The organism is Arthrobacter alkaliphilus (assembly GCF_021483235.1).
Taxonomy (GTDB): Bacteria; Actinomycetota; Actinomycetes; order Actinomycetales; family Micrococcaceae; genus Arthrobacter; species Arthrobacter alkaliphilus.
Genome location: NZ_JAKEEC010000001.1, coordinates 130,174 through 150,227 on the forward strand (window position 1 = coordinate 130,174; position 20,054 = coordinate 150,227).

25 protein-coding genes and 1 tRNA gene are annotated in these 20,054 nt (G+C 64.6%); 11 read left to right on the forward strand and 15 right to left on the reverse strand.

The genetic code is table 11. The features are described from left to right. Positions 1-17: 17 nt before the first annotated feature. The 6 genes from L0B83_RS00625 to rpsB all read right to left on the reverse strand — a co-directional run bounded on the left by L0B83_RS00625 (position 18) and on the right by rpsB (position 4,902). Positions 18-602: a DivIVA domain-containing protein gene (locus L0B83_RS00625; RefSeq protein WP_234756055.1), complete on the reverse strand. Its 585-nt coding sequence runs from the start codon at positions 600-602 to the stop codon at positions 18-20. 21 nt (positions 603-623) lie between these two features. Beyond that, a complete protein-coding gene (locus L0B83_RS00630) occupies positions 624-1,547 on the reverse strand; it encodes a phosphatidate cytidylyltransferase (protein WP_234756056.1) in 924 nt (307 codons plus the stop codon). Continuing rightward, positions 1,547-2,104, reverse strand: a complete 558-nt coding sequence (gene frr, locus L0B83_RS00635) for a ribosome recycling factor (protein WP_234756057.1) — start codon at positions 2,102-2,104, stop codon at positions 1,547-1,549. Before frr ends, L0B83_RS00630 begins: the two co-directional genes overlap by 1 nt. A 102-nt stretch (positions 2,105-2,206) precedes the next feature. Next, the gene (pyrH, locus tag L0B83_RS00640; RefSeq protein WP_234756058.1) at positions 2,207-2,944 is read right to left on the reverse strand and encodes a UMP kinase; all 738 of its coding nucleotides are present in this window, start codon (positions 2,942-2,944) and stop codon (positions 2,207-2,209) included. Positions 2,945-3,090: 146 nt separating this feature from the next. Further along, positions 3,091-3,927, reverse strand: coding sequence for a translation elongation factor Ts (tsf, locus tag L0B83_RS00645; RefSeq protein WP_234756059.1), 837 nt, complete (start codon positions 3,925-3,927; stop codon positions 3,091-3,093). Between the two features lie 120 nt (positions 3,928-4,047). After that, positions 4,048-4,902: a 30S ribosomal protein S2 gene (gene rpsB, locus L0B83_RS00650; protein WP_234756060.1), complete on the reverse strand. Its 855-nt coding sequence runs from the start codon at positions 4,900-4,902 to the stop codon at positions 4,048-4,050. 435 nt (positions 4,903-5,337) lie between these two features. On the opposite strand from rpsB, the gene L0B83_RS00655 reads away from it, so the two are divergent. Then, positions 5,338-5,901 carry a M23 family metallopeptidase gene (locus tag L0B83_RS00655; RefSeq protein WP_234756061.1) on the forward strand — a complete coding sequence of 188 codons (564 nt, stop codon included), beginning with the start codon at positions 5,338-5,340 and terminating at the stop codon, positions 5,899-5,901. Here the strand turns inward: L0B83_RS00655 and L0B83_RS00660 are convergent. From L0B83_RS00660 to L0B83_RS00675, 4 genes are all read right to left on the reverse strand, one after another. Continuing rightward, on the reverse strand, positions 5,876-7,066 hold the full coding sequence (locus tag L0B83_RS00660) for an acyl-CoA dehydrogenase family protein (protein ID WP_234756062.1): 1,191 nt from the start codon (positions 7,064-7,066) through the stop codon (positions 5,876-5,878). The genes L0B83_RS00655 and L0B83_RS00660 overlap by 26 nt on opposite strands. 81 nt (positions 7,067-7,147) lie before the next feature. Further along, positions 7,148-7,981: a glycosyltransferase family 2 protein gene (locus tag L0B83_RS00665; RefSeq protein WP_234756063.1), complete on the reverse strand. Its 834-nt coding sequence runs from the start codon at positions 7,979-7,981 to the stop codon at positions 7,148-7,150. After that, positions 7,968-9,356 (reverse strand): bifunctional PIG-L family deacetylase/class I SAM-dependent methyltransferase, encoded by a 1,389-nt coding sequence (locus tag L0B83_RS00670; protein ID WP_234756065.1) that lies wholly within the window; start codon positions 9,354-9,356, stop codon positions 7,968-7,970. Before L0B83_RS00670 ends, L0B83_RS00665 begins: the two co-directional genes overlap by 14 nt. Beyond that, entirely contained in the window at positions 9,350-10,426 is a 1,077-nt protein-coding gene (locus tag L0B83_RS00675) for an acyl-CoA dehydrogenase family protein (RefSeq protein WP_372461096.1), read from the reverse strand. The genes L0B83_RS00670 and L0B83_RS00675 overlap by 7 nt, the downstream gene beginning before the upstream one ends. Before the next feature lie 171 nt (positions 10,427-10,597). Here L0B83_RS00675 and L0B83_RS00680 point away from each other — a divergent pair, with 171 nt between their 5' ends. Both L0B83_RS00680 and L0B83_RS00685 read left to right on the forward strand, forming a co-directional pair. Then, positions 10,598-11,023 carry a hypothetical protein gene (locus L0B83_RS00680; protein WP_234756067.1) on the forward strand — a complete coding sequence of 142 codons (426 nt, stop codon included), beginning with the start codon at positions 10,598-10,600 and terminating at the stop codon, positions 11,021-11,023. Between the two features lie 31 nt (positions 11,024-11,054). Beyond that, positions 11,055-11,453, forward strand: a complete 399-nt coding sequence (locus tag L0B83_RS00685; RefSeq protein WP_234756069.1) for a hypothetical protein — start codon at positions 11,055-11,057, stop codon at positions 11,451-11,453. 72 nt (positions 11,454-11,525) lie between these two features. On the opposite strand, the gene L0B83_RS00690 is transcribed toward L0B83_RS00685, so the two are convergent. Together L0B83_RS00690 and L0B83_RS00695 are read right to left on the reverse strand one after the other, a co-directional pair. Beyond that, a complete protein-coding gene (locus L0B83_RS00690; protein WP_234756071.1) occupies positions 11,526-11,768 on the reverse strand; it encodes a hypothetical protein in 243 nt (80 codons plus the stop codon). Positions 11,769-11,804: 36 nt separating this feature from the next. Then, positions 11,805-11,978 (reverse strand): hypothetical protein, encoded by a 174-nt coding sequence (locus L0B83_RS00695; RefSeq protein WP_234756073.1) that lies wholly within the window; start codon positions 11,976-11,978, stop codon positions 11,805-11,807. Positions 11,979-12,153: 175 nt separating this feature from the next. On the opposite strand from L0B83_RS00695, the gene L0B83_RS00700 reads away from it, so the two are divergent. The 6 genes from L0B83_RS00700 to L0B83_RS19815 all read left to right on the forward strand — a co-directional run bounded on the left by L0B83_RS00700 (position 12,154) and on the right by L0B83_RS19815 (position 17,352). Beyond that, positions 12,154-13,008, forward strand: a complete 855-nt coding sequence (locus L0B83_RS00700; protein WP_234756075.1) for an ATP synthase subunit B family protein — start codon at positions 12,154-12,156, stop codon at positions 13,006-13,008. Beyond that, the gene (locus tag L0B83_RS00705; protein ID WP_234756077.1) at positions 13,005-13,430 is read left to right on the forward strand and encodes a phage holin family protein; all 426 of its coding nucleotides are present in this window, start codon (positions 13,005-13,007) and stop codon (positions 13,428-13,430) included. The genes L0B83_RS00700 and L0B83_RS00705 overlap by 4 nt, the downstream gene beginning before the upstream one ends. After that, positions 13,427-13,969 carry a DUF3618 domain-containing protein gene (locus L0B83_RS00710; protein ID WP_234756079.1) on the forward strand — a complete coding sequence of 181 codons (543 nt, stop codon included), beginning with the start codon at positions 13,427-13,429 and terminating at the stop codon, positions 13,967-13,969. Before L0B83_RS00705 ends, L0B83_RS00710 begins: the two co-directional genes overlap by 4 nt. Before the next feature lie 73 nt (positions 13,970-14,042). Next, the gene (locus L0B83_RS00715; RefSeq protein WP_234756081.1) at positions 14,043-15,104 is read left to right on the forward strand and encodes a YihY/virulence factor BrkB family protein; all 1,062 of its coding nucleotides are present in this window, start codon (positions 14,043-14,045) and stop codon (positions 15,102-15,104) included. Positions 15,105-15,160: 56 nt separating this feature from the next. Continuing rightward, complete coding sequence (locus L0B83_RS00720; RefSeq protein ID WP_234756083.1) at positions 15,161-15,871, forward strand: HAD family hydrolase; 711 nt, start codon at positions 15,161-15,163, stop codon at positions 15,869-15,871. A gap of 20 nt (positions 15,872-15,891) precedes the next feature. Beyond that, positions 15,892-17,352, forward strand: a complete 1,461-nt coding sequence (locus L0B83_RS19815) for an aminotransferase class I/II-fold pyridoxal phosphate-dependent enzyme (RefSeq protein WP_308193925.1) — start codon at positions 15,892-15,894, stop codon at positions 17,350-17,352. A 63-nt stretch (positions 17,353-17,415) separates the two neighbouring features. Here L0B83_RS19815 and L0B83_RS00735 read toward each other — a convergent pair whose 3' ends face one another. Together L0B83_RS00735 and L0B83_RS00740 are read right to left on the reverse strand one after the other, a co-directional pair. Then, positions 17,416-17,934 (reverse strand): hypothetical protein, encoded by a 519-nt coding sequence (locus L0B83_RS00735; protein ID WP_234756084.1) that lies wholly within the window; start codon positions 17,932-17,934, stop codon positions 17,416-17,418. 42 nt (positions 17,935-17,976) lie between these two features. Continuing rightward, positions 17,977-18,666: a TetR/AcrR family transcriptional regulator C-terminal domain-containing protein gene (locus L0B83_RS00740; protein ID WP_234756087.1), complete on the reverse strand. Its 690-nt coding sequence runs from the start codon at positions 18,664-18,666 to the stop codon at positions 17,977-17,979. A gap of 270 nt (positions 18,667-18,936) precedes the next feature. Between L0B83_RS00740 and L0B83_RS00745 the strand changes: the two genes are divergently transcribed. Then, on the forward strand, positions 18,937-19,194 hold the full coding sequence (locus L0B83_RS00745) for a hypothetical protein (RefSeq protein WP_234756089.1): 258 nt from the start codon (positions 18,937-18,939) through the stop codon (positions 19,192-19,194). A 20-nt stretch (positions 19,195-19,214) separates the two neighbouring features. Beyond that, on the forward strand, positions 19,215-19,886 hold the full coding sequence (locus L0B83_RS00750; protein ID WP_234756091.1) for a haloacid dehalogenase type II: 672 nt from the start codon (positions 19,215-19,217) through the stop codon (positions 19,884-19,886). On the opposite strand, the gene L0B83_RS00755 is transcribed toward L0B83_RS00750, so the two are convergent. After that, positions 19,884-19,957, reverse strand: a tRNA-Ile gene (locus tag L0B83_RS00755). The two genes, L0B83_RS00750 and L0B83_RS00755, sit on opposite strands and share 3 nt — an antisense overlap. Positions 19,958-20,054 lie beyond the last annotated feature (97 nt).

The following is a 20,054-nucleotide window of genomic DNA, read 5'->3' on the forward strand; positions in this document are numbered from 1 at the left end:
GGCGCCCGCTGGGCTAGCTAGTCGATCGCCGCCATGAGCTCGACAACCCGGTCGAGAAAGGCATCGACCTGTGCCTCGTCGTAGCCGTCGCGCCCACGGGCCTCGGAGAAAGCGGCCCGGCGGACGTTGTCGACGCTCAACGGCTTGTCGTTTTCCAGGTAGCCGATCAGGGAGACGCACAAGGCATCGACCTCGGCAATGTTGTAGCTGCGCGCGCGCTTCTTTTCGGGGCGGCGGAACCGTTCCCCATCAGGCCGGTGCAAGCGGCCGCGCAGCACTCCTGAGAGTTTGCCGATCTTCAGCAACCAGGCTTCCTCGCCTTCGGCCGCGATCAGCTCGTCGCGTTCACGCCGGGCGAAGGCATCTTCGAGGCGGTCCAAGGCAGCGTCTACGGCGGCGGCGTCGTAGCCGCCCCTGACCGGATCAAACGCAACCGCGCGAACATCGCTGCTGCCGATTTTCTCCGACGCCTCGGCCCTGTTTTCAAACGATTTCCGGGCGCGCTGGAAAAACTGGTCGACCTGCTTCGCGTTGTAGCCATACTTGCTGTGCGCCACGCGCTCGAACGCTGCGGGGATCTGGCGACGAATGTCCACTGCCACTGTTTTCCTTCTTGGTGGTTGTCAGGCGCCGCTCAGCAGCGCGAAAAGAATATATGCCGCCGGAGCCGCGAAGACAATCGAGTCGAGGCGGTCCATTACCCCGCCGTGTCCGGGCAGGATACTGCTCATGTCTTTGACGCCGAGTTCCCGCTTGACCATGGATTCCGCCAGGTCACCGGCAGTAGCCGCGGCCACCATGCCCACGGCGAGCACGACGCCCACCCACCATGGCCTGCCCAGGACGAAGATGCCGGCAAGGACCCCGATGACCATGGCACCTGCCACGGAGCCGGCGAAGCCCTCCCAGCTCTTTTTGGGGCTGATCTTGGGAGCCATCGGGTGCTTCCCGAAAAGCACCCCTACGAGGTAACCGAACGTGTCGTTGGAAACTACGAGCAGCAGCATCACGGCGATCTGCCAGGCTCCCGCCGGAACCTGCCCGCCCGGCCACGGTCCCGCCGTCGTCGCTCCCCCGCCTGCATGGAGCGGAAGGATGGCAAAGCTCATCAGGAAAGGCACCCACGCGAGGGTAAAGCCGCCGGAGAAGACGCTGCGCGGAGCTCCGGCGGCGCTTTCGAGGGAACGCCAGAGCAGGACTCCCGTGCTGCTGAGCACCATGGCGAAGAGGAGGCTTTCGGTGCCGCCGAAGTACGCCGCGAGCGGCATCGCCACGGTACCGGTCAGTACGGGGATGATCGGCATCCTGGTGCCCTGGGCTTCGAGCGCACGGAAAATTTCCCACACGCCCAGGAGGGCAAAAGCGGTGGTCAGGAGAACGAACCCCAACGGCAGGAACAGCAGGCCGCCGAGGACGGCAATGAGCATGGCAAGCCCGACGCCGATGGCGGCCGGAAGGTTCCGGCCGGCCTTCGGCGTCGGGTTGCCTCGTTGGCGCCTGGCGCTGGTGGGAATCCCCTGCGCGGGCGCCGGCTCAGCCTCGCTCATCAGACTTCGAGCAGCTCGGCTTCCTTGCGCTTGAGGAGCTCGTCGATGCCATCGACGTGTGCCTTGGTGATAGCGTCGAGTTCCCTTTCACCCCGGGCACCCTCGTCTTCGCCTGCTTCGCCGTCCTTGACGAGCTTGTCCAGGGCGTCCTTGGCCTTGCGCCGGATGCTTCGGATGGAAACCTTGGCGTCCTCACCCTTGCCCTTGACGATCTTGACGTATTCCTTGCGGCGTTCCTGGGTGAGCTCCGGGATGGTGATCCGGATGACGGTGCCGTCGTTGGACGGGTTTGCGCCGACCTCGGAGTCGCTCAGCGCCCGTTCAATGTCGCGCATCGCGGACTTGTCAAAGGGCGTGATCAAGATGGTCCTGGCGTCCGGAATCGCGAATGAAGCCAGCTGCTGCAGCGGGGTGGGGGTGCCGTAGTACTCCACCATCACCTTGTTGTACAGTCCGGGGTTCGCGCGACCGGTACGGATCGATGCGAAATCCTCCTTGGCTACCTCGACCGCCTTGTCCATCTTTTCCCCGGCTTCGAGCAAGGTTTCTTCGATCACGGTTTCTCCTCAGAAATAGTCGCGCCCCGGGTCGCGGGCCGCAGTGCACAATAAATTTCCGCCCCTGCGGGCGGAAGAGTCCTAGAAATATCCTAGCCCTTGCTACGGGGTGACCAGGGTGCCCAGCTTTTCGCCGAGGATGGCCCGGGTGACGTTTCCTTCGCCTTCCATGCCGAACACCACCATGGACAAATCGTTGTCTTTGCACATGGTCATGGCGGTCTGGTCCATGACGCGGATGTCGCGGCGCAAGGCATCGTCGTAGCTCAGCGTTTCGAGCTTCTCAGCCGTGGGATCCTTCTTGGGGTCCGCGGTGTACACGCCGTCCACGCCGCTCTTCGCCATGAGGACGACGTCGGCATGCACTTCGAGCGCACGCTGGGCGGCCACGGTGTCGGTGGAGAAGTACGGAAGTCCTGCGCCTGCACCGAAGATGACCACTCGGCCCTTTTCCATGTGGCGGATCGCCCGGCGCGGAATGTAGGCCTCGGCCACCTGTCCCATGGTGATGGCGCTCTGAACGCGGGTCTCGACGCCCGCCTGCTCCAGGAAATCCTGTAGGGCCAGGCAGTTCATGACAGTGCCGAGCATTCCCATGTAGTCAGCGCGGGAGCGGTCCATGCCGCTCTGGGACAGTTCGGCGCCGCGGAAGAAGTTACCGCCGCCGACCACAATTGCCACCTCGACCTCTGAAACGGCAGCGGCGATTTGCTTGGCGATGGCGCGGACGGTTTCCGGGTCCACACCAAGCTTTCCGCCGCCGATGACCTCGCCGGACAGCTTCAGCAGTACACGACGACGGGTCTTCTCCGGATGGATTGCAGTGTTCTCGGTTTCCATGGTGCCTTCCCGTTTGTGGACTCTGGCTAGATTATCTTGCTGGGGGCCGGGCAGAAAGCTGCCGGCCGTGGATGCAGTCCGTGCGGGCCTGCCGTTGCATGCAAAAGGGGCGGCCACCGAAGTGACCACCCCTTTTGTATGTCTGACTAGTTTCCGACGCGGAAACGGGCAACTGCGGTTGCCTTGACGCCGGCCTCTTCGAGGACCTGTGCAACGGTCTTCTTGGAGTCCTTGGCAAATGCCTGGTCCAAGAGAACTTCGCCCTTGTAGAAGCCCGTCACGCGGCCTTCCACGATCTTGGCCAGAGCGGCTTCCGGCTTGCCTTCGGCCTTGGCGGTCTCTTCGGCGATGCGGCGCTCGGACTCGACCAGTTCGGCCGGGACGTCTTCGCGGCTCAGGTAGTTCGGGGCCATGGCTGCAACGTGCACAGCAACGTCGTGGGCTGCGGTAGCAGCGGCGTCGCCCTCGCCCTCGACAGCGAACAGGACGCCGACCTGGGCCGGGAGGTCCTTGGAGGTCTTGTGCAGGTAAGCGTCGACCGTGCCGCCTTCAATGCGGGCGATGCGGCGGACAACAACCTTTTCACCGAGGACGGCGCCTTCTTCGACGACAACCTCGGAAAGGGGCTTGCCGTCGACGTCGATGGCCAGGAGGGTCTCGAGGTCGGCAGCGCCGGACTCGACCGCGACGGCCAGGACCTTGTCCGCCAGCTGGATGAACTTGTCAGCCTTGGCAACGAAGTCGGTCTCGCAGTTGACCTCGATCATCACGCCCACGCCGTCGGTGACCTTGGCAGCAACCAGGCCTTCGGCGGTGGAGCGGCCTTCACGCTTGGTAGCGCCCTTGAGGCCCTTGATGCGAATGATCTCGATGGCCTTCTCGGCGTCGCCGTTGGCCTCGTCAAGAGCCTTCTTGACGTCCATCATGCCGGCGCCGGTGCGCTCGCGCAGGGCCTTGATGTCAGCAGCAGTGTAGTTCGCCATGTGAACCCCTCTGTCTAGAAATTTATGTGTTTACGGACTGACAGGACGGCAGCCCACCGGGTGGGCCGCCATCCTGTCAGTAGCTCCCCGCACCGAAACCGGCGCGGAAAAGGTCCGGATTTACTTGTCTGCTTCGGCTTCGCCCGCAGCAGCTTCGGTGGCCTCGGCGGCCGGTGCTTCGGCAGCTTCCGCAGCCGGAGCTTCAGCCTTGCTGCCTTCGAGGAGCTCGCGCTCCCACTCAGCCAGCGGCTCTTCCGGGGCCTCTGCGGTGCCGGTTGCGCGCTGGTTACGGGCGATGAGGCCCTCAGCAACGGCGTCGGCGACCACGCGGGTCAGCAGGTTGACGGAACGGATGGCGTCGTCGTTGCCCGGGATCGGGAAGTCAACTTCGTCGGGGTCGCAGTTGGTGTCGAGGATGGCAACAACCGGGATGTTCAGCTTCTTGGCTTCGTCAACAGCCAGGTGTTCCTTCTTCGTGTCAACAACCCACAGAACGGAAGGAGCCTTGGTCAGGTTGCGGATACCACCGAGGTTGGTTTCCAGCTTGGTGAGTTCACGCTTGAGGAGCAGGAGCTCCTTCTTGGTGTAACCCGAGCCTGCGACGTCCTCGAAGTTGATCTCTTCGAGTTCCTTCATGCGCTGGATACGCTTGGCAACGGTCTGGAAGTTGGTGAGCATACCGCCCAACCAACGCTGGTTGACGTACGGCTGGCCAACACGGGTAGCCTGCTCAGCAATTGCTTCCTGGGCCTGCTTCTTGGTGCCGACGAACAGGACGGTGCCGCCGTGGGCGACAGTAGCCTTGACGAACTCGAAAGCGCGGTCGATGTAGGACAGCGACTGCTGAAGGTCGATGATGTAGATGCCGTTGCGCTCCGTGAAGATGAATCGCTTCATCTTCGGGTTCCAACGACGGGTCTGGTGTCCAAAGTGGACGCCGCTGTCAAGCAGCTGGCGCATGGTTACGACGGGCATGCCGACGCTCCTTCCGGCAGGTCATTCATGAGAGAGCCGCATGGGCCGCTCTTACCCTGCCAATAGTTGACGGTTAATTAGCCGGACCCGAACGGGCCGCGGCTCCTGGCATCCATTGCGCTTCCCATCCGGCCAAGGACTCGCCGGACCGCAGGAGGCACAATCCTCCGCAGCGTTGAATCCGCGAGGATTCGCGATTGGAGGGTTGGATACGCGTAGTCAGCCTGGCACCCCCGCGCGACTGAATGAGAAGCGCTTCTGAACAAGCTTGAGGGCACAGCAAACTGCTCCACCAAGTGTACTACAGCGCCTTGAGCCCCATGACCGCCAACACCGCGGGTTCAGCTTCCATCCTTCGGCGCATTTGGGCACCGTTTTCCACATAGCCGAACTTGCGGCATCCGGACCCCGCAGGGCCGGTGAAGGCTTGGAACCATGATGCTTTCACGTTTTTTAGCCGGCGTTCTCCTGCTGCTTGCCTTGGGTACGTCGCCTGCCGTGGCGTCGGCGCTGCCGGGACCCTCGCCCGGGGTCCGCCCGGACTGGGCGTGGCCGCTCTCCCCCACGCCGGCCGTCCTGCGTGGTTTTGATCCGCCGGCCAAGCCTTGGCTGAGCGGGCACCGCGGCGTGGATCTACGGGCAGCCGCCGACGGCGTAGCGGTCGCCGCTCCTGCCGGCGGCACGGTGAGTTTCGTGGGCGTGGTGGTGGACCGGCCTGTGATCACCATCGACCACGGGGGCGGATTGCTGAGCAGTTTTGAACCAGTGGACAGCGAACTCTCAAAGGGCGCACCCGTGAGCAAAGGCCAAGACATCGGCGCCGTGCGAGCCGGCCATTGCCCGGGACCACCGTGCCTTCACTGGGGTGTGCGGCGCGGTGAGGACTATGTCAACCCGCTCGCCTTCGTCACGGATCTTCGTCCATCGGTGTTGTTGCCTTGGACATCTGCTGGCGCTGGACGATTTAGCGATGCTAGACGATGGCGGAAATCCCGGTGATCGCCCGCCCCGTAACGAGGGTGTTGATTTCGTGGGTGCCTTCGTAGGAGTAAATGGCCTCGGCATCGGCGAAGATCTTGGCCATCCCGTAGTCCGTGACAATACCGTTGCCGCCCAGGATACTGCGGCCCAAGGCAACGCTTTCGCGCATCCGGGCCGTCGTGAAGGCTTTCGCCAGCGCGGATTGTTCGTCCTTGGCCACACCGGCATCCTCAAGCTGGGCAAGCCGGACCATCATGCCCATGGAGCTGACCGTGTTGCCCAGGATCTGGACAAGTTGTTGCTGCACCAATTGGAACGATGCCACGGGCCTCCCGAACTGCATCCGTTCAACGGCATAACGCCGGGCAACGTCGAACGCGGCAAGCTGCTGGCCCACTGCCTGCCACGCGACCGAGAGCCGCGTGACCTTGAGGACCTTGTTGGTATCCCTGAAGCTGTTGGCGTTGGCCAGCTTGAAGAAGTCCGGGACCACCACGTTTTCGAGGGTGATGTCGGCATTCTGGACGGTCCGCAACGAGATTTTGTTCTCGATCTTGCTGGCCTTGAATCCAGGAGTGCTCGTATCCACCAGGAAACCCTTGACCTGGTTGTCGTCGAGGTCGCGGGCGAAGATCACCACCCAGTCCGAGAAGGTCGCGTTGCCGATCCACCGCTTGGCCCCGTTGAGGATCCAGTGGTCGCCGTCGCGGCGGGCTGTCGTCCGGGTGCCGCCGGCCACGTCCGAGCCGCCCAATGGCTCAGTCAGGCCGAAGGCTCCGATTTTCTTGAGGGAGTAGATATCCGGCAGCCAGGCTTCCTGCTGTTCTTTGGATGCCAGCGCCTCGATGGAACCGGTGAACAAGCCATCGTGGACACCCATGAAGGTGGCGATGGAGGCATCCGCGCGGGTTGCCTCTGCATGGACAAGGCCGGCGAACACATTGGAATAGCCTTGCCGCTTGACCGGACTGACCAGGTCGATCTCGGCCAGCTTGGGAATCAGGTCCATGGGGAATTCCCCGCGATTCCAGCAATCGACGGCAATCGGCGCGACCTCACGGGAAAGGAAGGCCCGGATCTCGGCCAGCCGGTCTTGCTCCTTGCCCGTGAGCAACTGCTCAAAGCCATAGAAGTCGCCGTCGGCGTATGGGAGGTTTTCGAGGTCGATTGCTGACGTGGACATGCCGCTCCTTTGCGTAAGTTACTGGTGAGTAACTTACCGCACGCCCCGCCTCAACACAAGGATCCTTCCAGCGCCGGTTGCTCAAATATCCACCGTTGCGCTGCTCCCTGCAGCCGGGTCCCGCGGCCTCGCCAGAGCCTCGCCCAACTCCCGGAGGTAACCGGCGAACCCGTGGGGAGCACGGCCATGCAGGCGGCCGGAGGTGATGACCCTCAAGGTGTCCGTCGCGACGACTGTACTGCCGGACCGCCGCAGGCGCTCCGCCAGGATCCGGTCCTCGTGGATGCGCACGGGCTCGAACCCGCCGGCGCGGAGGTAGTGCGAAGCACGGACGCCGAAGTTTGCTCCGAACACATGGGGGTGGCCCTCGGCGAACCGATGCCTCCGGGCCCAGGCATTGAGCAGGCGCCCGTCCAGCCCGGCAGGGTCCGGTTGGACCGTGCCCAGTACCGCATCGGCGCCGGCTTCGGCGAGTTCGACTTGGCCGCAGAGCCAGTGCGGTGGAACGACGGAGTCCGCATCTGTATTCGCCAACCAGATCCCCTCGGGTTCGATAGCTGAGGAGGCGAGGGCGGCGCGGACGCCGGCGGCCCTGCTGGCCCCGGCACTGTGCAGCCGAACCTCAAGGAGGCTGAGGCGCCCATCGGAACCGGCGGCGTCGAGGGCCGCTTCGCCCGTCCCGTCGTCGCACGCATCAAGCACCACCACGACTCGGATGTCCACGCCGGGCCGGACAGCGCGCAGCCTCGTGGCGGCGCGGCATATGGCGCGGATCGCCGGGGCAATGCGCTCGGCCTCGTTGCGGGCCGGGACAACAACGGCGACCTGGGAAATACTGGGCCGGCACGGTCCGCCGTGCGCAGCCAAGGCTCCGGCGAGGGGACGGCTGCCGCCTTCAACGCTAAGCGCCGGCATCGGCGCTTCCAGGTGCAGCCGCGGCCGCGATAAACGTCTCGAGGACGAAGTCCTTCTCCCGGTAGACCGCGGCGAAAGGCCAAGGCAGCCGCCTCCGCGCGGCCGCATGGACGGTGTCGCCATCCAGCGTCCAGCCTGAAATCGGCCGGCGCCAATGGCACATCACCAACGTCCCGCCCGGCAGGAGGGAATCCACCGAATTCTCGAGGACTGCGTCCAGCTCCGCGGGACTCAAGTAGTAGCCCACCTCGGAGATGACAATGAGGTCGAACCGGCCATCAGGCCATTGGGTGGGCACCGTCATGTGCGCGGTCGTGGCGCCTGGATAGTCGGCCAGCCGCGCGGCCGCCGATGCGAGGGCCTGGCCGCTGGCATCTACGCAAAGGAGTTTCTCGCAGCGTTGGGCGAGTTCCACGCTCAGCACTCCCGTGGAACATCCGAGTTCGAGGCCCCGGGGGTAACGCGGCTCGGGCAGTGCCGCCATGGTCAGGGCACGCTTACGCTTCTCGTACCAGCTGCTCGAATAGTCCCACGGGTCGCGGGAGGCTCGGTGAACGGCGTCGAACACCCGCTCCGCGTCAGCCGCCGTGTTGCTGCCTGAAGGCGGAGTCCAGGCAAATGTTTCCCAGGTCCGCCGGAAGTGGTCGACGAAGTGTTCCTGCAGCAGTGCTTCGTCACCAGGCTGTCCCGAGAGCGGTTCCATCTGGGAACGGTGCGCCTTCAAAGCCGCTGACTTGGCCTCCCGGCCGCGAACCGTCATTTCCGATCGCACCCAGCGGCGCCATCGTTCGTCAGCCGCGCCGGCCCAAAGCCAATACCAGATCGGGTATTCGAGGAGCCCGTAACCGCCTGCATCGGCGAGTTCCGCCGCAACGGAACCGGCGGTGTCATGATCGGGGTGGCCGTCTCCACGCAACGGCGCCACCAGCACGACGTCCCGAGGTGGACCGCCGCCGGAGGCATCCCGGACTGCGGCCCGCACGCCGTCGCGGATTGCCGGGCGGTGCTGTTCAAGCTGACCGTCAGGGATCCGGAGGAAGGTCCAACGGCCGCCGAGCCCGAGCTCCGCCATCGCGTCCTCGAATTCCCGCAGCCTGCGCAGTGCCAGTTCGTCGGGGGTGGTGCTCGGAGAGTGCGGATGCGAGGCCTCCCCCGCACTGCACAGCACCACCTTGACCGAGGCCCCGACGTCGACCAGCCGGGCCAGGAGGCCGCCGGCACCGAGCGTCTCGTCGTCGGGATGGGCGGCGAGCACGACGACGGTCCGGCCGGCCAGTTCCGCATCGTCCAGCGGGAGCTCGGGCAGCAGGTCCACCCCCGCCCCGAGCCACTCTTCCTCCGCCGTGCCCAGGTCGGCGTGCGCGAAAGTCACCATGCGGTTGTGCCTTTCAGGACCAGCGAACCGAGTTGGGCATCGTCACGCTGGCCGTGGTGCTGCCTGACGTAAAGGCGAAGATCGGACACCCGCTTGGCGTGCCCCTCATCCCGCGCAAGCGGGCCCGGGCCCAGGTTCTCGCCGACAATTTCTTGAATTCTCTCCACAATGGCAACCACGTTTCCCCTGGCCCGCAGTGCATACGCCCATGCGTTGTTGCCGTCTTCACCGTCGCCCAGCGTGCCGCCGTCGATCCCGGCCGCCGCTCTGCGGAGCAACTCGACGCCGGAAACGAGCAGGCGATCCGCCTCGCCAAGGCCGGAGAGGGCGATCTGGTCCGGTTCACGGTGCGCAAGGGCATCCTTGAACGTGCGAAGCAGTCCAACGGCGCCGCCCAGCCAGCATGCGGCGACGCCGATGCCTCCCCACGCAAAACCGGGCCGTTCGAAGTACCAGCCCGGCTCGCCGACCGGGACTGCGGGGACGTCAGTGAAGTGCACCGTGCCGCTGGGAATCTCGCGGAGGCCGTGGCTGATCCAGAGCGGTTCTTCAACCTTCACTCCCGGCAAACGCAAGTCGACGGCGAATGCCTGGCGACTGCCCGACTGCGTCTTCGCGGTGACGATCGCGTGGTCGAGGTAGCCCGCCAAGGAGCACCAAGGCTTTGAGCCGGACAGCACCACGGCGGTCGTGCCCTGCGCGGATTGAACAGTTTTCCGCGCCTCAAGGGCGTGACCATGCCCCTCGGCGGCGAATACGCCCCACGTTCCCTCGAAAAGGGCCTCCTGCCCCGCTTGCTTCAGGATCGCGCCGGCGTCCAGATGCGGTTCGAAGACGCGCGCCGCAGCCACGTCTACTGCGGCCAGCGACGCCAGGATCTCCCACAGCCGGGCCGTCTCACCTTCGCCGGGTTCCGGCGTCGTCCGTCCTGTTATCTCCGCGAGGGCCAGCAACGCGGGGACGTCTCCTATCCGCTCTTCGACCTGCGACAACAGTCGCTCGACGTCGTCAGGCAGTGGCGCGTTCCCAAACCGCACGCCTTGGCTGGGCTTGTCCTTGTACGGGCGCACGTTACCGGCTTCCTCCACATCACCTCGACCAACCACTTCCTGCAGCCAATAGTAAGCAGGCTTATCAGCAGTGGGCCAGCAGCGCACACACCCCCTAGCCAATTAATCAGCATGCTGACTACTGTGGATTGAAGGCGCCGGAACGGCCGGCCCACGATCCTGGGAGGCACGATGAGTGCGCGCGACGAAATCAGCAAGGCAGCGGAAAACGCCATGGCGGACCTCGCCGGAACGTCCGAACCAAGCGACGACGGGCACGTACCCGAGCCCGGAAAGCCCGGAGAGCCCATCAAAGTGAACTCTTCGGTCAGCGAGGCCACCAACGCCACGGAGGACGAACGGGAAGGCGGATCCGCCGGCGGCCCGTCACCGGATCGAACCTCGACGCCAGCCCAGGAAGGCAGCTCACAGACACCTCCCGAGGGGAAGGATGCGGGCGATGGTGACCCGAGCCCCGGGGCGGAAGGTGCCTCTGCAGAAGCCGCCGGAAGCCACGTTCCCGGGCCCGGGGGCCTTCCGGAGCGTGACCCGCAGGACGGGGCATCCGAAGTCCTCGAATCCGACGAAGATCCTTCTGTCGGCATGGGCCGGGGATGAGGGGAGTCTTCCAAGCCAGATGGAGAGCGATATGCAGGCAGACACCAAGACCGAAGCGCCCGTCCGTTCAGTGACCGTAGAGGCGTCCAGCACCCACCCGGAGGACTGGGGACGGGCCACGGCCCTTGCCTTGAGCCAGTTGGTCCAGGAAATTACCAGCGCTACCGGAACAGATCCGTGCCGGGAGCCCGCGGGCCTGGACGTCTCGCTGCACATCAAGGCAGTGCCGGGAGGCGAAGCCATCACCGTTACTTGGCGCGGCCAAACTGCGGATGCGCCTCGACAGCTCCCGGCCAAAGACCAGTCGGAACCGGGCTTAGACGCTCCGCCCGCGGTTGACGAAGAACATGATCACAGCGACCACAAGCACGATCGGAGCAACCCACAGCAGGAATCCGACGGCCTTGATGGTGCCGCCGATGATGAATAAAACGATTGCGATAACGGCGAGAATCCATAGCAACGCGCTCATTACCCTTACCTCCCAAATAACGTTGTTGTGTTAATCACTAGGTCCCAGTTCAGTTGTGAGCCCGCGTTGATCGGCAGAAGCCTCGTCTTCCTCTTCGGCCGGCCCGCTCGGATCATGCACGCCCGGATCGTCGCCACCCGGCTCCGAGCGGTCTGCCGCCTGCGGACCCTTGGAGGAATCGTCGGCGGCTGGGACGCCTACAGCTTCCCTGGGAATCGGATCCGCGGCGTTTTGGATGCCGTCGCGGACCGGGTTGTTCGTCTCTGGGCTCATAGTGAACGCTCCTTCCTGAAATCGATCATCGGGCGCTCAGCTTCCGGTCTCTTCAGGATGGCTCCGGGCCCGCTTCTCATTGGGATTCTCCTGGCTTGGGTCGGGTACGAAGTCGGGGTCCAGCTCGCTGCCCGTGGTTTCAGCCCCGCCGTGTTGCCCGGGTTCGTCTTCTTCGCGTTTTTCGGTCCCCTCGGCGCGTTCTCGGCTCATGTGCCCAAGGTAGACCCGTGGACGGGCGCTGTCGAGCGTTAAGGGCCTCGCCCCTCTTGATCGGCAGGTTGTCGGGAAGAGGGGCTTCCATTTGGAAGCTAAGCATGCTTAGTATCTTTAGGCCAGTATTTCTGGTTCTTAATCCGCAGCAGACCTTTTTGGAAAGAGAGCGAAGATGACAGAGAACCAATGGCCGCAGGACGGGAGCTACGCCTCATCCCCGACCACCCGGCCCGCGCCGGGCGCACACGCCGCATCGCCCGAGGCGGGTACGAATGCATCCAGGCTGGACGCGATCAAGGATGAGGCAGGGAACGCCGCCGAGCGGGCCAAAGACTCCGCGACGGATGTGGTGGAAACCGCAAAAACCGAAGCAGCTAACGTTGCGGCAGAAGTGAAGACAAACGCCAGGGACCTTCTCGAGCAGGCGAAAATGGACCTGACGGAGCAGGCCGGCAAGCAACAGCAAAAAGTCGCCGAAGGGTTGCGGTCCGTTTCCGAGGAACTTCATTCCATGGCGAACGCCTCCGAAAATCCCGGCGTCGCAACCGATCTGGTTCGACAAGCGGCGGAACGGTCTTCTTCGGTGGCCCGATGGTTGGGCGACAGGGAGCCGGGCTCAGTGGTGGAAGAGGTAAAGACTTTCGCCCGGCAGCGTCCGGGCACGTTCCTCCTGCTCGCCGCGGGGGCGGGCCTCCTTGCCGGAAGGTTGGGCCGGGGCCTGAGCGCGGGCACCGACGGTTCAACAGGAACAGCCGCAAGCGGTTCGGCGCCGCAGCCGGGCCGGAACGCAGAGCCACGCTTTGCCCCCGGAGCAGGAATGACAGTGCCTCCTCCCCCGGTCCAGCTTCCGGGTCCGGACGTCACGACCGCCGGATACACCGCCGACGGCGCCCGGCCGTTGACCGAGACCGGCCCGGCGACGCCCGGAGTCTACCCACCCGACCCCGTCTATGGCACGCCCGGACAGGAGCCAAGCGAGGCCGAGCCTCGATTCGGGGCAGGTCCTGACAGTGGTGGGCCGCGATGACCGAAAGCGAATTCACGCCGACACCGGCGCATGCTAAAGCGGAGTCGACCTCATTGGGTGACTTGTTGGGAGAAGTGACCCAGGACCTGTCCACCCTGATCCGCCAGGAAGTGGAATTGGCGAAGGTCGAACTGAAGCAATCCGCGACCCGGGCAGGCAGGGGCGCCGGAATGTTCGCCGGCGCCGGCGTCGCCGGACACTTCGTCCTGCTCTTCTTGTCCTTGGCCCTCTGGTATGCGTTGGGCGAGCTGATCGGCTTGGGCTGGTCCGCCGTCGTCGTAGCCGTCCTCTGGGCGATCGTCGCCGCCGTCTTGGCGAGCAAGGGCCGTTCGGACCTCAAAGCGGTCAAGGGCATGCCCCAAACAGCCGAAACAATCCAGGAAATCCCACAAACCCTCAAACCACGTGAGGAACAGCGATGAGTGAAAACCCGGATGAAATCCGTTCAGAAATCGAAGAAACCCGCCGTCGGCTGGGCACCAACGTCGACGCTGTGGCGGACAAAGTCACGCCGTCGCACGTTGTCCGCCGGCAGACCGAAAGAGTCAAGGACGCCGTCTTCGGAGTGAAGGAGAACGTCATGGGAGCAGCCGACGACGCCGGCGAGGCAGTCGGAGACGTGCCCCGCCGGATCACCAGCAAAACGCAGGGAAACCCGCTCGCCGCTGGACTCATGGCTTTCGGAGCAGGATTGCTGGTTGCGTCCCTCATCCCGGCCAGCGAAAAGGAAAGGGAGGCGGCAGTGGCCCTCAAGGAGGCCGCCGAACCCCTCACCAACGAACTCGCCGATGTTGCCAAGGGCGTAGCACAGGATCTCCAGCAACCCGCCCAGGAGGCATTGGAGAACGTCAAGGCGGCAGCCACCGACGCGGCCGAGCACGTCAAGGACGAAAGCCAAAACGCTGCCTCCGAGATCCGCGAGACCGCAGCCGACGCAACCGACCGCATCCATCCAGCCTGACCCGTGCGGAGGCGTGCCGGCTCTCGGAAACGGGTCCGGCACGCCTCCTGCTGTGGCGGAAAGAGGGACAACCATGACAACGGAAGATCGCGAGGAAACCAGCACCGTCAAGTCTGAGACGGCCCCCGCGGCGGACGATGCCCGCAAACCGGCCAGCCCAGCCGAGGTCGCAAAGCCAACCTGGAGCTATATCGCCAAGAGAACGTTGCGGGAGTTCGGCAAGGACCAATGCGCCGACGCCGCGGCAGGCCTCACGTATTACGCTGTGCTCTCGCTCTTTCCGGCCCTTCTTGCGCTTGTCTCCTTGCTGGGAGTTTTCGGCCAGGCAGGAAAGACCACGGGAGCACTGCTCGAGGTCGTCCAGAGCATCGCCCCGGGATCGACGGTTGACGCCATCCGGCAGCCTATCGAAGAGCTCACAACCTCGCGGTCCGCCGGATTCGCACTCGTGATAGGGATCGCCACCGCCCTGTGGTCCGCGTCCGGTTATGTGGGAGCCTTCAGCCGGGCGATGAACCGCGTTTACGAGGTGGACGAAGGACGCAGTTTCGTCAAACTCCGGGCGACAATGCTCGGAGTCACCGTCCTCACGGTTGCCATCGTGGCGCTGATCGCGGGCATGCTGGCAATCAGCGGACCGGTGGCAGACACTGCCGGATCTGCAGCCGGAATCGGCCGGGATCTCCTGACGGTGTGGAGCATCGCAAAATGGCCGATCATCGTCCTGTTGGTCATCGTGATCATCGCTGTCCTGTACTACGCCACTCCGAACGTGAAACAGCCCAAGTTCCGCTGGATGAGCATCGGCTCGTTCATTGCGCTCCTGGTGTTCATCGCGGCCTCCTTGGTCTTTGCCTTCTACGTGGCCAACTTCAGCAGCTACAACAAGACCTACGGAACCATAGGCGGCGTGATCGTCGCGCTGCTGTGGCTCTGGATATTGAACATGTCCCTCCTGTTCGGCGCGGAGTTCGACGCCGAAATGGAACGCGGGCGGGAACTCCAGGCAGGAATCAGCGCCGAAGAAACCCTCCAGCTGCAGCCCCGTGGCACCAAGCGCAGCAAAAAACTGCAGGAGCAGCAAGAAAAAGAAGTCCAACTCGGAAAAGAGCTCCGCGAACAGAATCACGAATGATGCCGTCGGAAACAACACGGCCCGACCTGCAAACAGGGAAAAGAAGGTAGTAATCCATGGCGGAACCATCGAAGAGTACCAACCAGGCCGGAGTCCTTTTCGACGTTGACGGCACACTGGTGGATTCCACCTATTTCCACACCATTGCGTGGTGGCAGGCCTTCCGCCAGCAGGATCTGCAGGTGCCGATGGCTGTGATCCACCGGCACATTGGAATGGGTGGAGACAAGATCCTTGAGCGGCTGCTGCCGACGGAGTCCGATGAGGGTGTCCGCGATGCGGTGAAAAGCGCGCACGGGGCGGTATTCTCGACCTTCTGGCCCGCCCTCCACCCGTTCGAATCGGCAACGGCCCTCCTGCGGGCATGTTCCGAGTCCGGGCTTGCCGTGGCGCTCGCTTCCTCGGCGCATGAGCGGGACCTCCAGGTGCTGCGGCGTGCTCTCGACGCCGAATCCTGGATCGACTGCGTGACAAGCTCAGCCGACGCTGCCGAGAGCAAACCCTCCCCCGACATCCTTGTGGCTGCACTGGAAAAGCTGCATTTGGACGCGGCAGATGTGGTGTTCGTCGGGGACTCCGTCTGGGACGTCCAGGCCGCGGCCCGGCTCGGCATCGAGACAATCGGTGTCACCTGCGGAGGAATCAGTGCGGCCGAGCTTCTTGAAGCCGGAGCCGTCGAAGTCTATCCGGACCCCGAGGCACTCCTCCAGCAACTTGACGCCAGCTCCATCGGCAAACTCGCACACCGCCGTCGGGCATCCAACTGAACCCAAGATAGGACGGGACCATGGACCAAAACCAAGCACCCTTGGTCAACGCTTTGGCCGAGTACCACCGCCTTGAACGCTATGGTTTCACTCCCCCTGGCCACCGACAGGGCCGGGGCGCGGATCCAAGGGTGCTGGAGGTCCTAGGGGCGCAGACTTTCCGCTCGGACGTCCTCGCCTCCGCGGGACTGGATGACCGTTCGTCGTCGCACGGCTACTTGAAAGAAGCCGAACAGCTCATGGCAGAAGCCGTGGGCGCGGAACAGGCGTTCTTTTCCACTTGCGGCAGTTCCCTTTCCGTCAAGGCGGCCGTCCTCGCCGTCGCAGCTGGAAAGGGCGACCTGCTCATTAGCCGGGACGCCCACAAATCGATCGTCGCTGGCCTGGTCTTCTCCGGTATCCAGCCGCGTTGGATACAGCCCCGCTGGGATCCGGAATTGCATCTCGCCCACCCGCCGGCTCCAAGCGACGTCGAGAAGATGTGGGAGCGCCACCCGGACGCGGCCGGTTGCCTGATCGTCAGCCCCACCCCGTATGGAACCTGCGCGGACATCGCCGCCATCGCAAAAATCTGCCACGCCCGCGGCAAGCCCCTCATCGTCGACGAGGCGTGGGGTGCCCATCTGCCCTTCCACGACGAGCTGCCCACCTGGGCCATGGATGCCGGCGCGGACATCTGCGTCGTGAGCGTCCACAAAATGGGGGCCGGTTTCGAGCAGGGCTCCGTGTACCACCTGCAGGGCGACCTGGTCGACCAGGCGCACCTTGCCGCGTGCGCGGATCTCCTCATGACAACCAGCCCCAATGCGATCCTCTATTCGGCGATCGACGGATGGCGCCGCCAGATGGTCCAGCATGGACGCGAACTGCTTGGAAACGCCCTGGACCTCGCCCGCAGGCTCCGTGCCGAGATCGACGCGCTCCCCGGAATCCATGTATTGGAGGACGAGTTGCTGGCCGTGGAGTCCTCCCACGATCTCGACAGGTTGCAGGTCCTGATGGACCTTTCCGGCCTCGGGATCAGCGGATACCAAGCCGCGGACTGGATGCGTGAGAACGCCCGGATCGACATGGGCCTCGGCGACCATCGGCGCCTCATGGCAACGCTTTCGATGGCCGACGACGACGCCTCCGCCTCCAGGCTGATGGACGCGTTGCGTGCTCTCATCGACGCCGCACCCGCCATGGCTCCGGCAGCGCCTGTGATGCTGCCCGCCCCGAAGGACCTCGAGCTGGAGACCGTCGTCCTGCCCCGGGACGCGTTTTTCGGCGCCACCGAGGACGTGCCCGCGCGCGAGGCAGTCGGGCGGATCTCAGCCGAGCAGATCACCCCCTACCCGCCCGGCATTCCGGCGATCGTACCCGGCGAAAGGATCAACTCCGCCGTCGTGGACTACCTGGAGTCCGGACTGAAGGCCGGCATGGTGCTCCCGGACCCGGCGGACCCCAAGCTCCACACCATCCGGGTTCTCCGGCAGTAGGCGGGACCCGGTCCCGGCCTGGAGCCCGTGTGACGGTAACCCGACCGCACGCCGGGAAGCCCGTCAAGTTGCTGCGGAGAAGCGTTCGGGGATGGTTTCCGCCAAGAGATCCGTCAGCTCGCGTATTTGTCCCGCGGCCCGTTCCAGAAGAAGGGCGACCTCGTCCTTCCTGATCCGCGGGTCGCTGCCGGAGAGGCCTAGCAGGGTCTTCCAGAGCAGCGATTTGCCCGTGACTGCGCTGATCAGGGCTTCGAGTTCGAGTTGTTCGGCGGCGCCGGTCCTGATGTGCAGGAGGTTGACTGGACCGAGGGAACCCAGGAGCGCTCCTGCCCAGGCGAAGGGTTTCTTGTAACCGGGCATGCCCATGCCCAGGGAAGCTGCGATGGCTTCAAGGGCCGTTTTGTCGGTCCGCACCTCCGTACGGAGCCTGGCGATGGTTTCCGCCCTGGCCGACCCCTTCCAGGTTTTGGCCGCTTGGCCGAAGAGGCGTTCTCCTGCCGCGGCGGCGATCAGATGGCTGTGCAGATAGGCGGCGAGGGAATTCCCGGCGGTCGCACTGCTGTCGGACTGTCGGATTTTCATGCTGGTCCACCTTTCAGGTCCGCGTCCATCCCGGCACGGAGATTAGCGATGTGAGAGTTGTTGTCCAAGTCCGGCAAGGAGAATGGAGATTCCCTGGTCCAGTTCCTCCGAGCCGTCATAGTCGAGCAGCTCCGGGGCCAAGCGGCGCAGGTGGGGGAAATCGCGCAGGGGCAGGCGATAGAGTCCCAGCCGAAGGAGGGCCTCGTTTTCCTCGGGGTCCGCTACGTATTCCTGGAGCTCGTTCAGGATATGTCCGTAGAGGAACCCGTAGAAGGTCCGATAGACGTGCAGCGCATCCGCGGGCCCGAAGCCGGCGCGGATGAGTATCCCCAGGATCTGCTCCAGCGGTTTCAGCGTTCCGGCCGGCCGCAGTCCCAAAGGCGTGGACAGCGGCCCTGTCACGAGCAGGGGGACGACGTTGGGGTGCAGCAGGCACACCCGGCGCAGCTCGTGCGCGATCCGGCGCAGTTGGGTCTGCCAGTGCGTGTCGTCTGCGAAAGGTTGCAGTTCGTCCAGGACCAGTTCGGCGATCCCGGCCAGCACTTCCTTCCGCCCGGCGGCGGCGTGGCGGTACAAGGCCATCGGGTCACGTTTGAGGACCTGCCCGAGCCGTCGCATGCTCAACGCCTCGAGACCGTGCTCATCGACCAGATTCAAGGCCGCCCGCATCACGATCCCGCGGTCGAGCCGCCCGGGCCGAGCCTTCTGCCTGCCGTTTCCGGCATGTTCCATGATCATCTCCGGAGGTCCGCGGGCCGCCGGGAACTGAGTCCCCGAAGCCCTTGCGTCCCCGTCAGTCTACGCCTAATGTCTACACTGTAGGTACATTCACGCCAAGCGATTTCACCGATGCCTGCAGGGCAACGTAAACTTCACGGCCCGTGCCGCCGTTCCCGGCACGAAAAAGCGCAGTTCGCGGTCACCCAGATAGGGCCGCGATGGTCTCGGCACCGCTCACCGGCCGGACGGCCGGCAGCCTCAGTCGCAGCACAGGAGACCCCAATGACCGTTTCACAATTCCGCCGTTTCCTCGCCGAAGCCACCACCCGGGACCCGGACAACACCTGCGCCCTCGGGGAGGACCAGCTCTACGGCCTGTACATCAGCTGGTGCTTGTTGGAAAACCGCACCCCAGCCACGGAGGCTGAGTTCCGGGTAGCCATGAGGGAGCATCACATCCATCTTCCCGCCCGTGGCCTGCGAGGGACCGGTCCTGCAGCCAAGGACTACATCCTGGCCAGCTACCCCGACCTGCCGTGAACAGCACACCGTCCGTCATAGTGTTTGACGTCAACGAGACGCTCTCGGATATGTCACCGATGGCCGACCGCTTCGCTGAAGCCGGCGCGCCCGCCGAGTTGGCGCAGATCTGGTTCACCACCCTGTTGCGGGACGGTTTCGCCATCACCGCGGCAGGCGGCAACGGCGGGTTTGCCGAGATCGGGGCGGAGGCCCTGCGCGTGCTCCTCGCCCGCACCGGCATTGCCGCTGATCCGGAGAGCCTGGTGGAGCGCATCATGGCGGGGCTGGCCGGGCTCGGCCTCCATCCCGACGTCGAGGCTGGAGTTCGTGAACTCCGGTCGGCCGGGTACCGACTGGTCACCTTGACGAACGGTTCCGTCCAGGTCGCTGAAAAACTGTTCGGCCCCGCCGGGCTGCGGGGCCAGTTCGAACGCCTGCTTTCGGTGGAGGACGCCCCCTCTTGGAAGCCTGCCCGGGCAGCCTACGACTACGCCGCCGCTGTCTGCGGGGTGGCACCGGAACAGATGCTGCTCGTGGCCGTGCACCCTTGGGACATCCACGGTGCGGCCCATGCCGGCCTCAGCACGGCATGGATCAACCGGACCGGGGCGAGGTACCCGGCTTATTTCGCCTCCCCCGACTTCACGGTCGCCTCACTGCCGGAACTCCCGGCAGCCTTGGGGCGGGCAGGTGTCGGAGCGGTTCTGTAGGGCTACTCGGACTTGAACCGAGGACCTTAGGATTATGAGTCCCGCGCTCTAACCAGCTGAGCTATAGCCCCTTAAAGTGTCCGGGGAATTTCCCGGACAAAACACTCTAGCAATAATAGACACGGGCGCTGAACTTCCCCGCTTTTGGTAGTCATCGAGCCGCCAAAC

Excerpts from the sequence above, each read along its gene's own strand:
- L0B83_RS00630 (WP_234756056.1), bottom strand. The coding sequence starts at position 1,547 with ATGAGCGAGGCTGAGCCGGCGCCCGCGCAGGGGATTCCCACCAGCGCC.
- pyrH (WP_234756058.1), bottom strand. The coding sequence starts at position 2,944 with ATGGAAACCGAGAACACTGCAATCCATCCGGAGAAGACCCGTCGTCGT.
- tsf (WP_234756059.1), bottom strand. The coding sequence starts at position 3,927 with ATGGCGAACTACACTGCTGCTGACATCAAGGCCCTGCGCGAGCGCACC.
- rpsB (WP_234756060.1), bottom strand. The coding sequence starts at position 4,902 with ATGCCCGTCGTAACCATGCGCCAGCTGCTTGACAGCGGCGTCCACTTT.
- L0B83_RS00655 (WP_234756061.1), top strand. The coding sequence starts at position 5,338 with ATGATGCTTTCACGTTTTTTAGCCGGCGTTCTCCTGCTGCTTGCCTTG.
- L0B83_RS00660 (WP_234756062.1), bottom strand. The coding sequence starts at position 7,066 with ATGTCCACGTCAGCAATCGACCTCGAAAACCTCCCATACGCCGACGGC.
- L0B83_RS00665 (WP_234756063.1), bottom strand. The coding sequence starts at position 7,981 with ATGCCGGCGCTTAGCGTTGAAGGCGGCAGCCGTCCCCTCGCCGGAGCC.
- L0B83_RS00670 (WP_234756065.1), bottom strand. The coding sequence starts at position 9,356 with ATGGTGACTTTCGCGCACGCCGACCTGGGCACGGCGGAGGAAGAGTGG.
- L0B83_RS00680 (WP_234756067.1), top strand. The coding sequence starts at position 10,598 with ATGAGTGCGCGCGACGAAATCAGCAAGGCAGCGGAAAACGCCATGGCG.
- L0B83_RS00685 (WP_234756069.1), top strand. The coding sequence starts at position 11,055 with ATGCAGGCAGACACCAAGACCGAAGCGCCCGTCCGTTCAGTGACCGTA.
- L0B83_RS00690 (WP_234756071.1), bottom strand. The coding sequence starts at position 11,768 with ATGAGCCCAGAGACGAACAACCCGGTCCGCGACGGCATCCAAAACGCC.
- L0B83_RS00695 (WP_234756073.1), bottom strand. The coding sequence starts at position 11,978 with ATGAGCCGAGAACGCGCCGAGGGGACCGAAAAACGCGAAGAAGACGAA.
- L0B83_RS00700 (WP_234756075.1), top strand. The coding sequence starts at position 12,154 with ATGACAGAGAACCAATGGCCGCAGGACGGGAGCTACGCCTCATCCCCG.
- L0B83_RS00705 (WP_234756077.1), top strand. The coding sequence starts at position 13,005 with ATGACCGAAAGCGAATTCACGCCGACACCGGCGCATGCTAAAGCGGAG.
- L0B83_RS00710 (WP_234756079.1), top strand. The coding sequence starts at position 13,427 with ATGAGTGAAAACCCGGATGAAATCCGTTCAGAAATCGAAGAAACCCGC.
- L0B83_RS00715 (WP_234756081.1), top strand. The coding sequence starts at position 14,043 with ATGACAACGGAAGATCGCGAGGAAACCAGCACCGTCAAGTCTGAGACG.
- L0B83_RS00720 (WP_234756083.1), top strand. The coding sequence starts at position 15,161 with ATGGCGGAACCATCGAAGAGTACCAACCAGGCCGGAGTCCTTTTCGAC.
- L0B83_RS19815 (WP_308193925.1), top strand. The coding sequence starts at position 15,892 with ATGGACCAAAACCAAGCACCCTTGGTCAACGCTTTGGCCGAGTACCAC.
- L0B83_RS00735 (WP_234756084.1), bottom strand. The coding sequence starts at position 17,934 with ATGAAAATCCGACAGTCCGACAGCAGTGCGACCGCCGGGAATTCCCTC.
- L0B83_RS00740 (WP_234756087.1), bottom strand. The coding sequence starts at position 18,666 with ATGGAACATGCCGGAAACGGCAGGCAGAAGGCTCGGCCCGGGCGGCTC.
- L0B83_RS00745 (WP_234756089.1), top strand. The coding sequence starts at position 18,937 with ATGACCGTTTCACAATTCCGCCGTTTCCTCGCCGAAGCCACCACCCGG.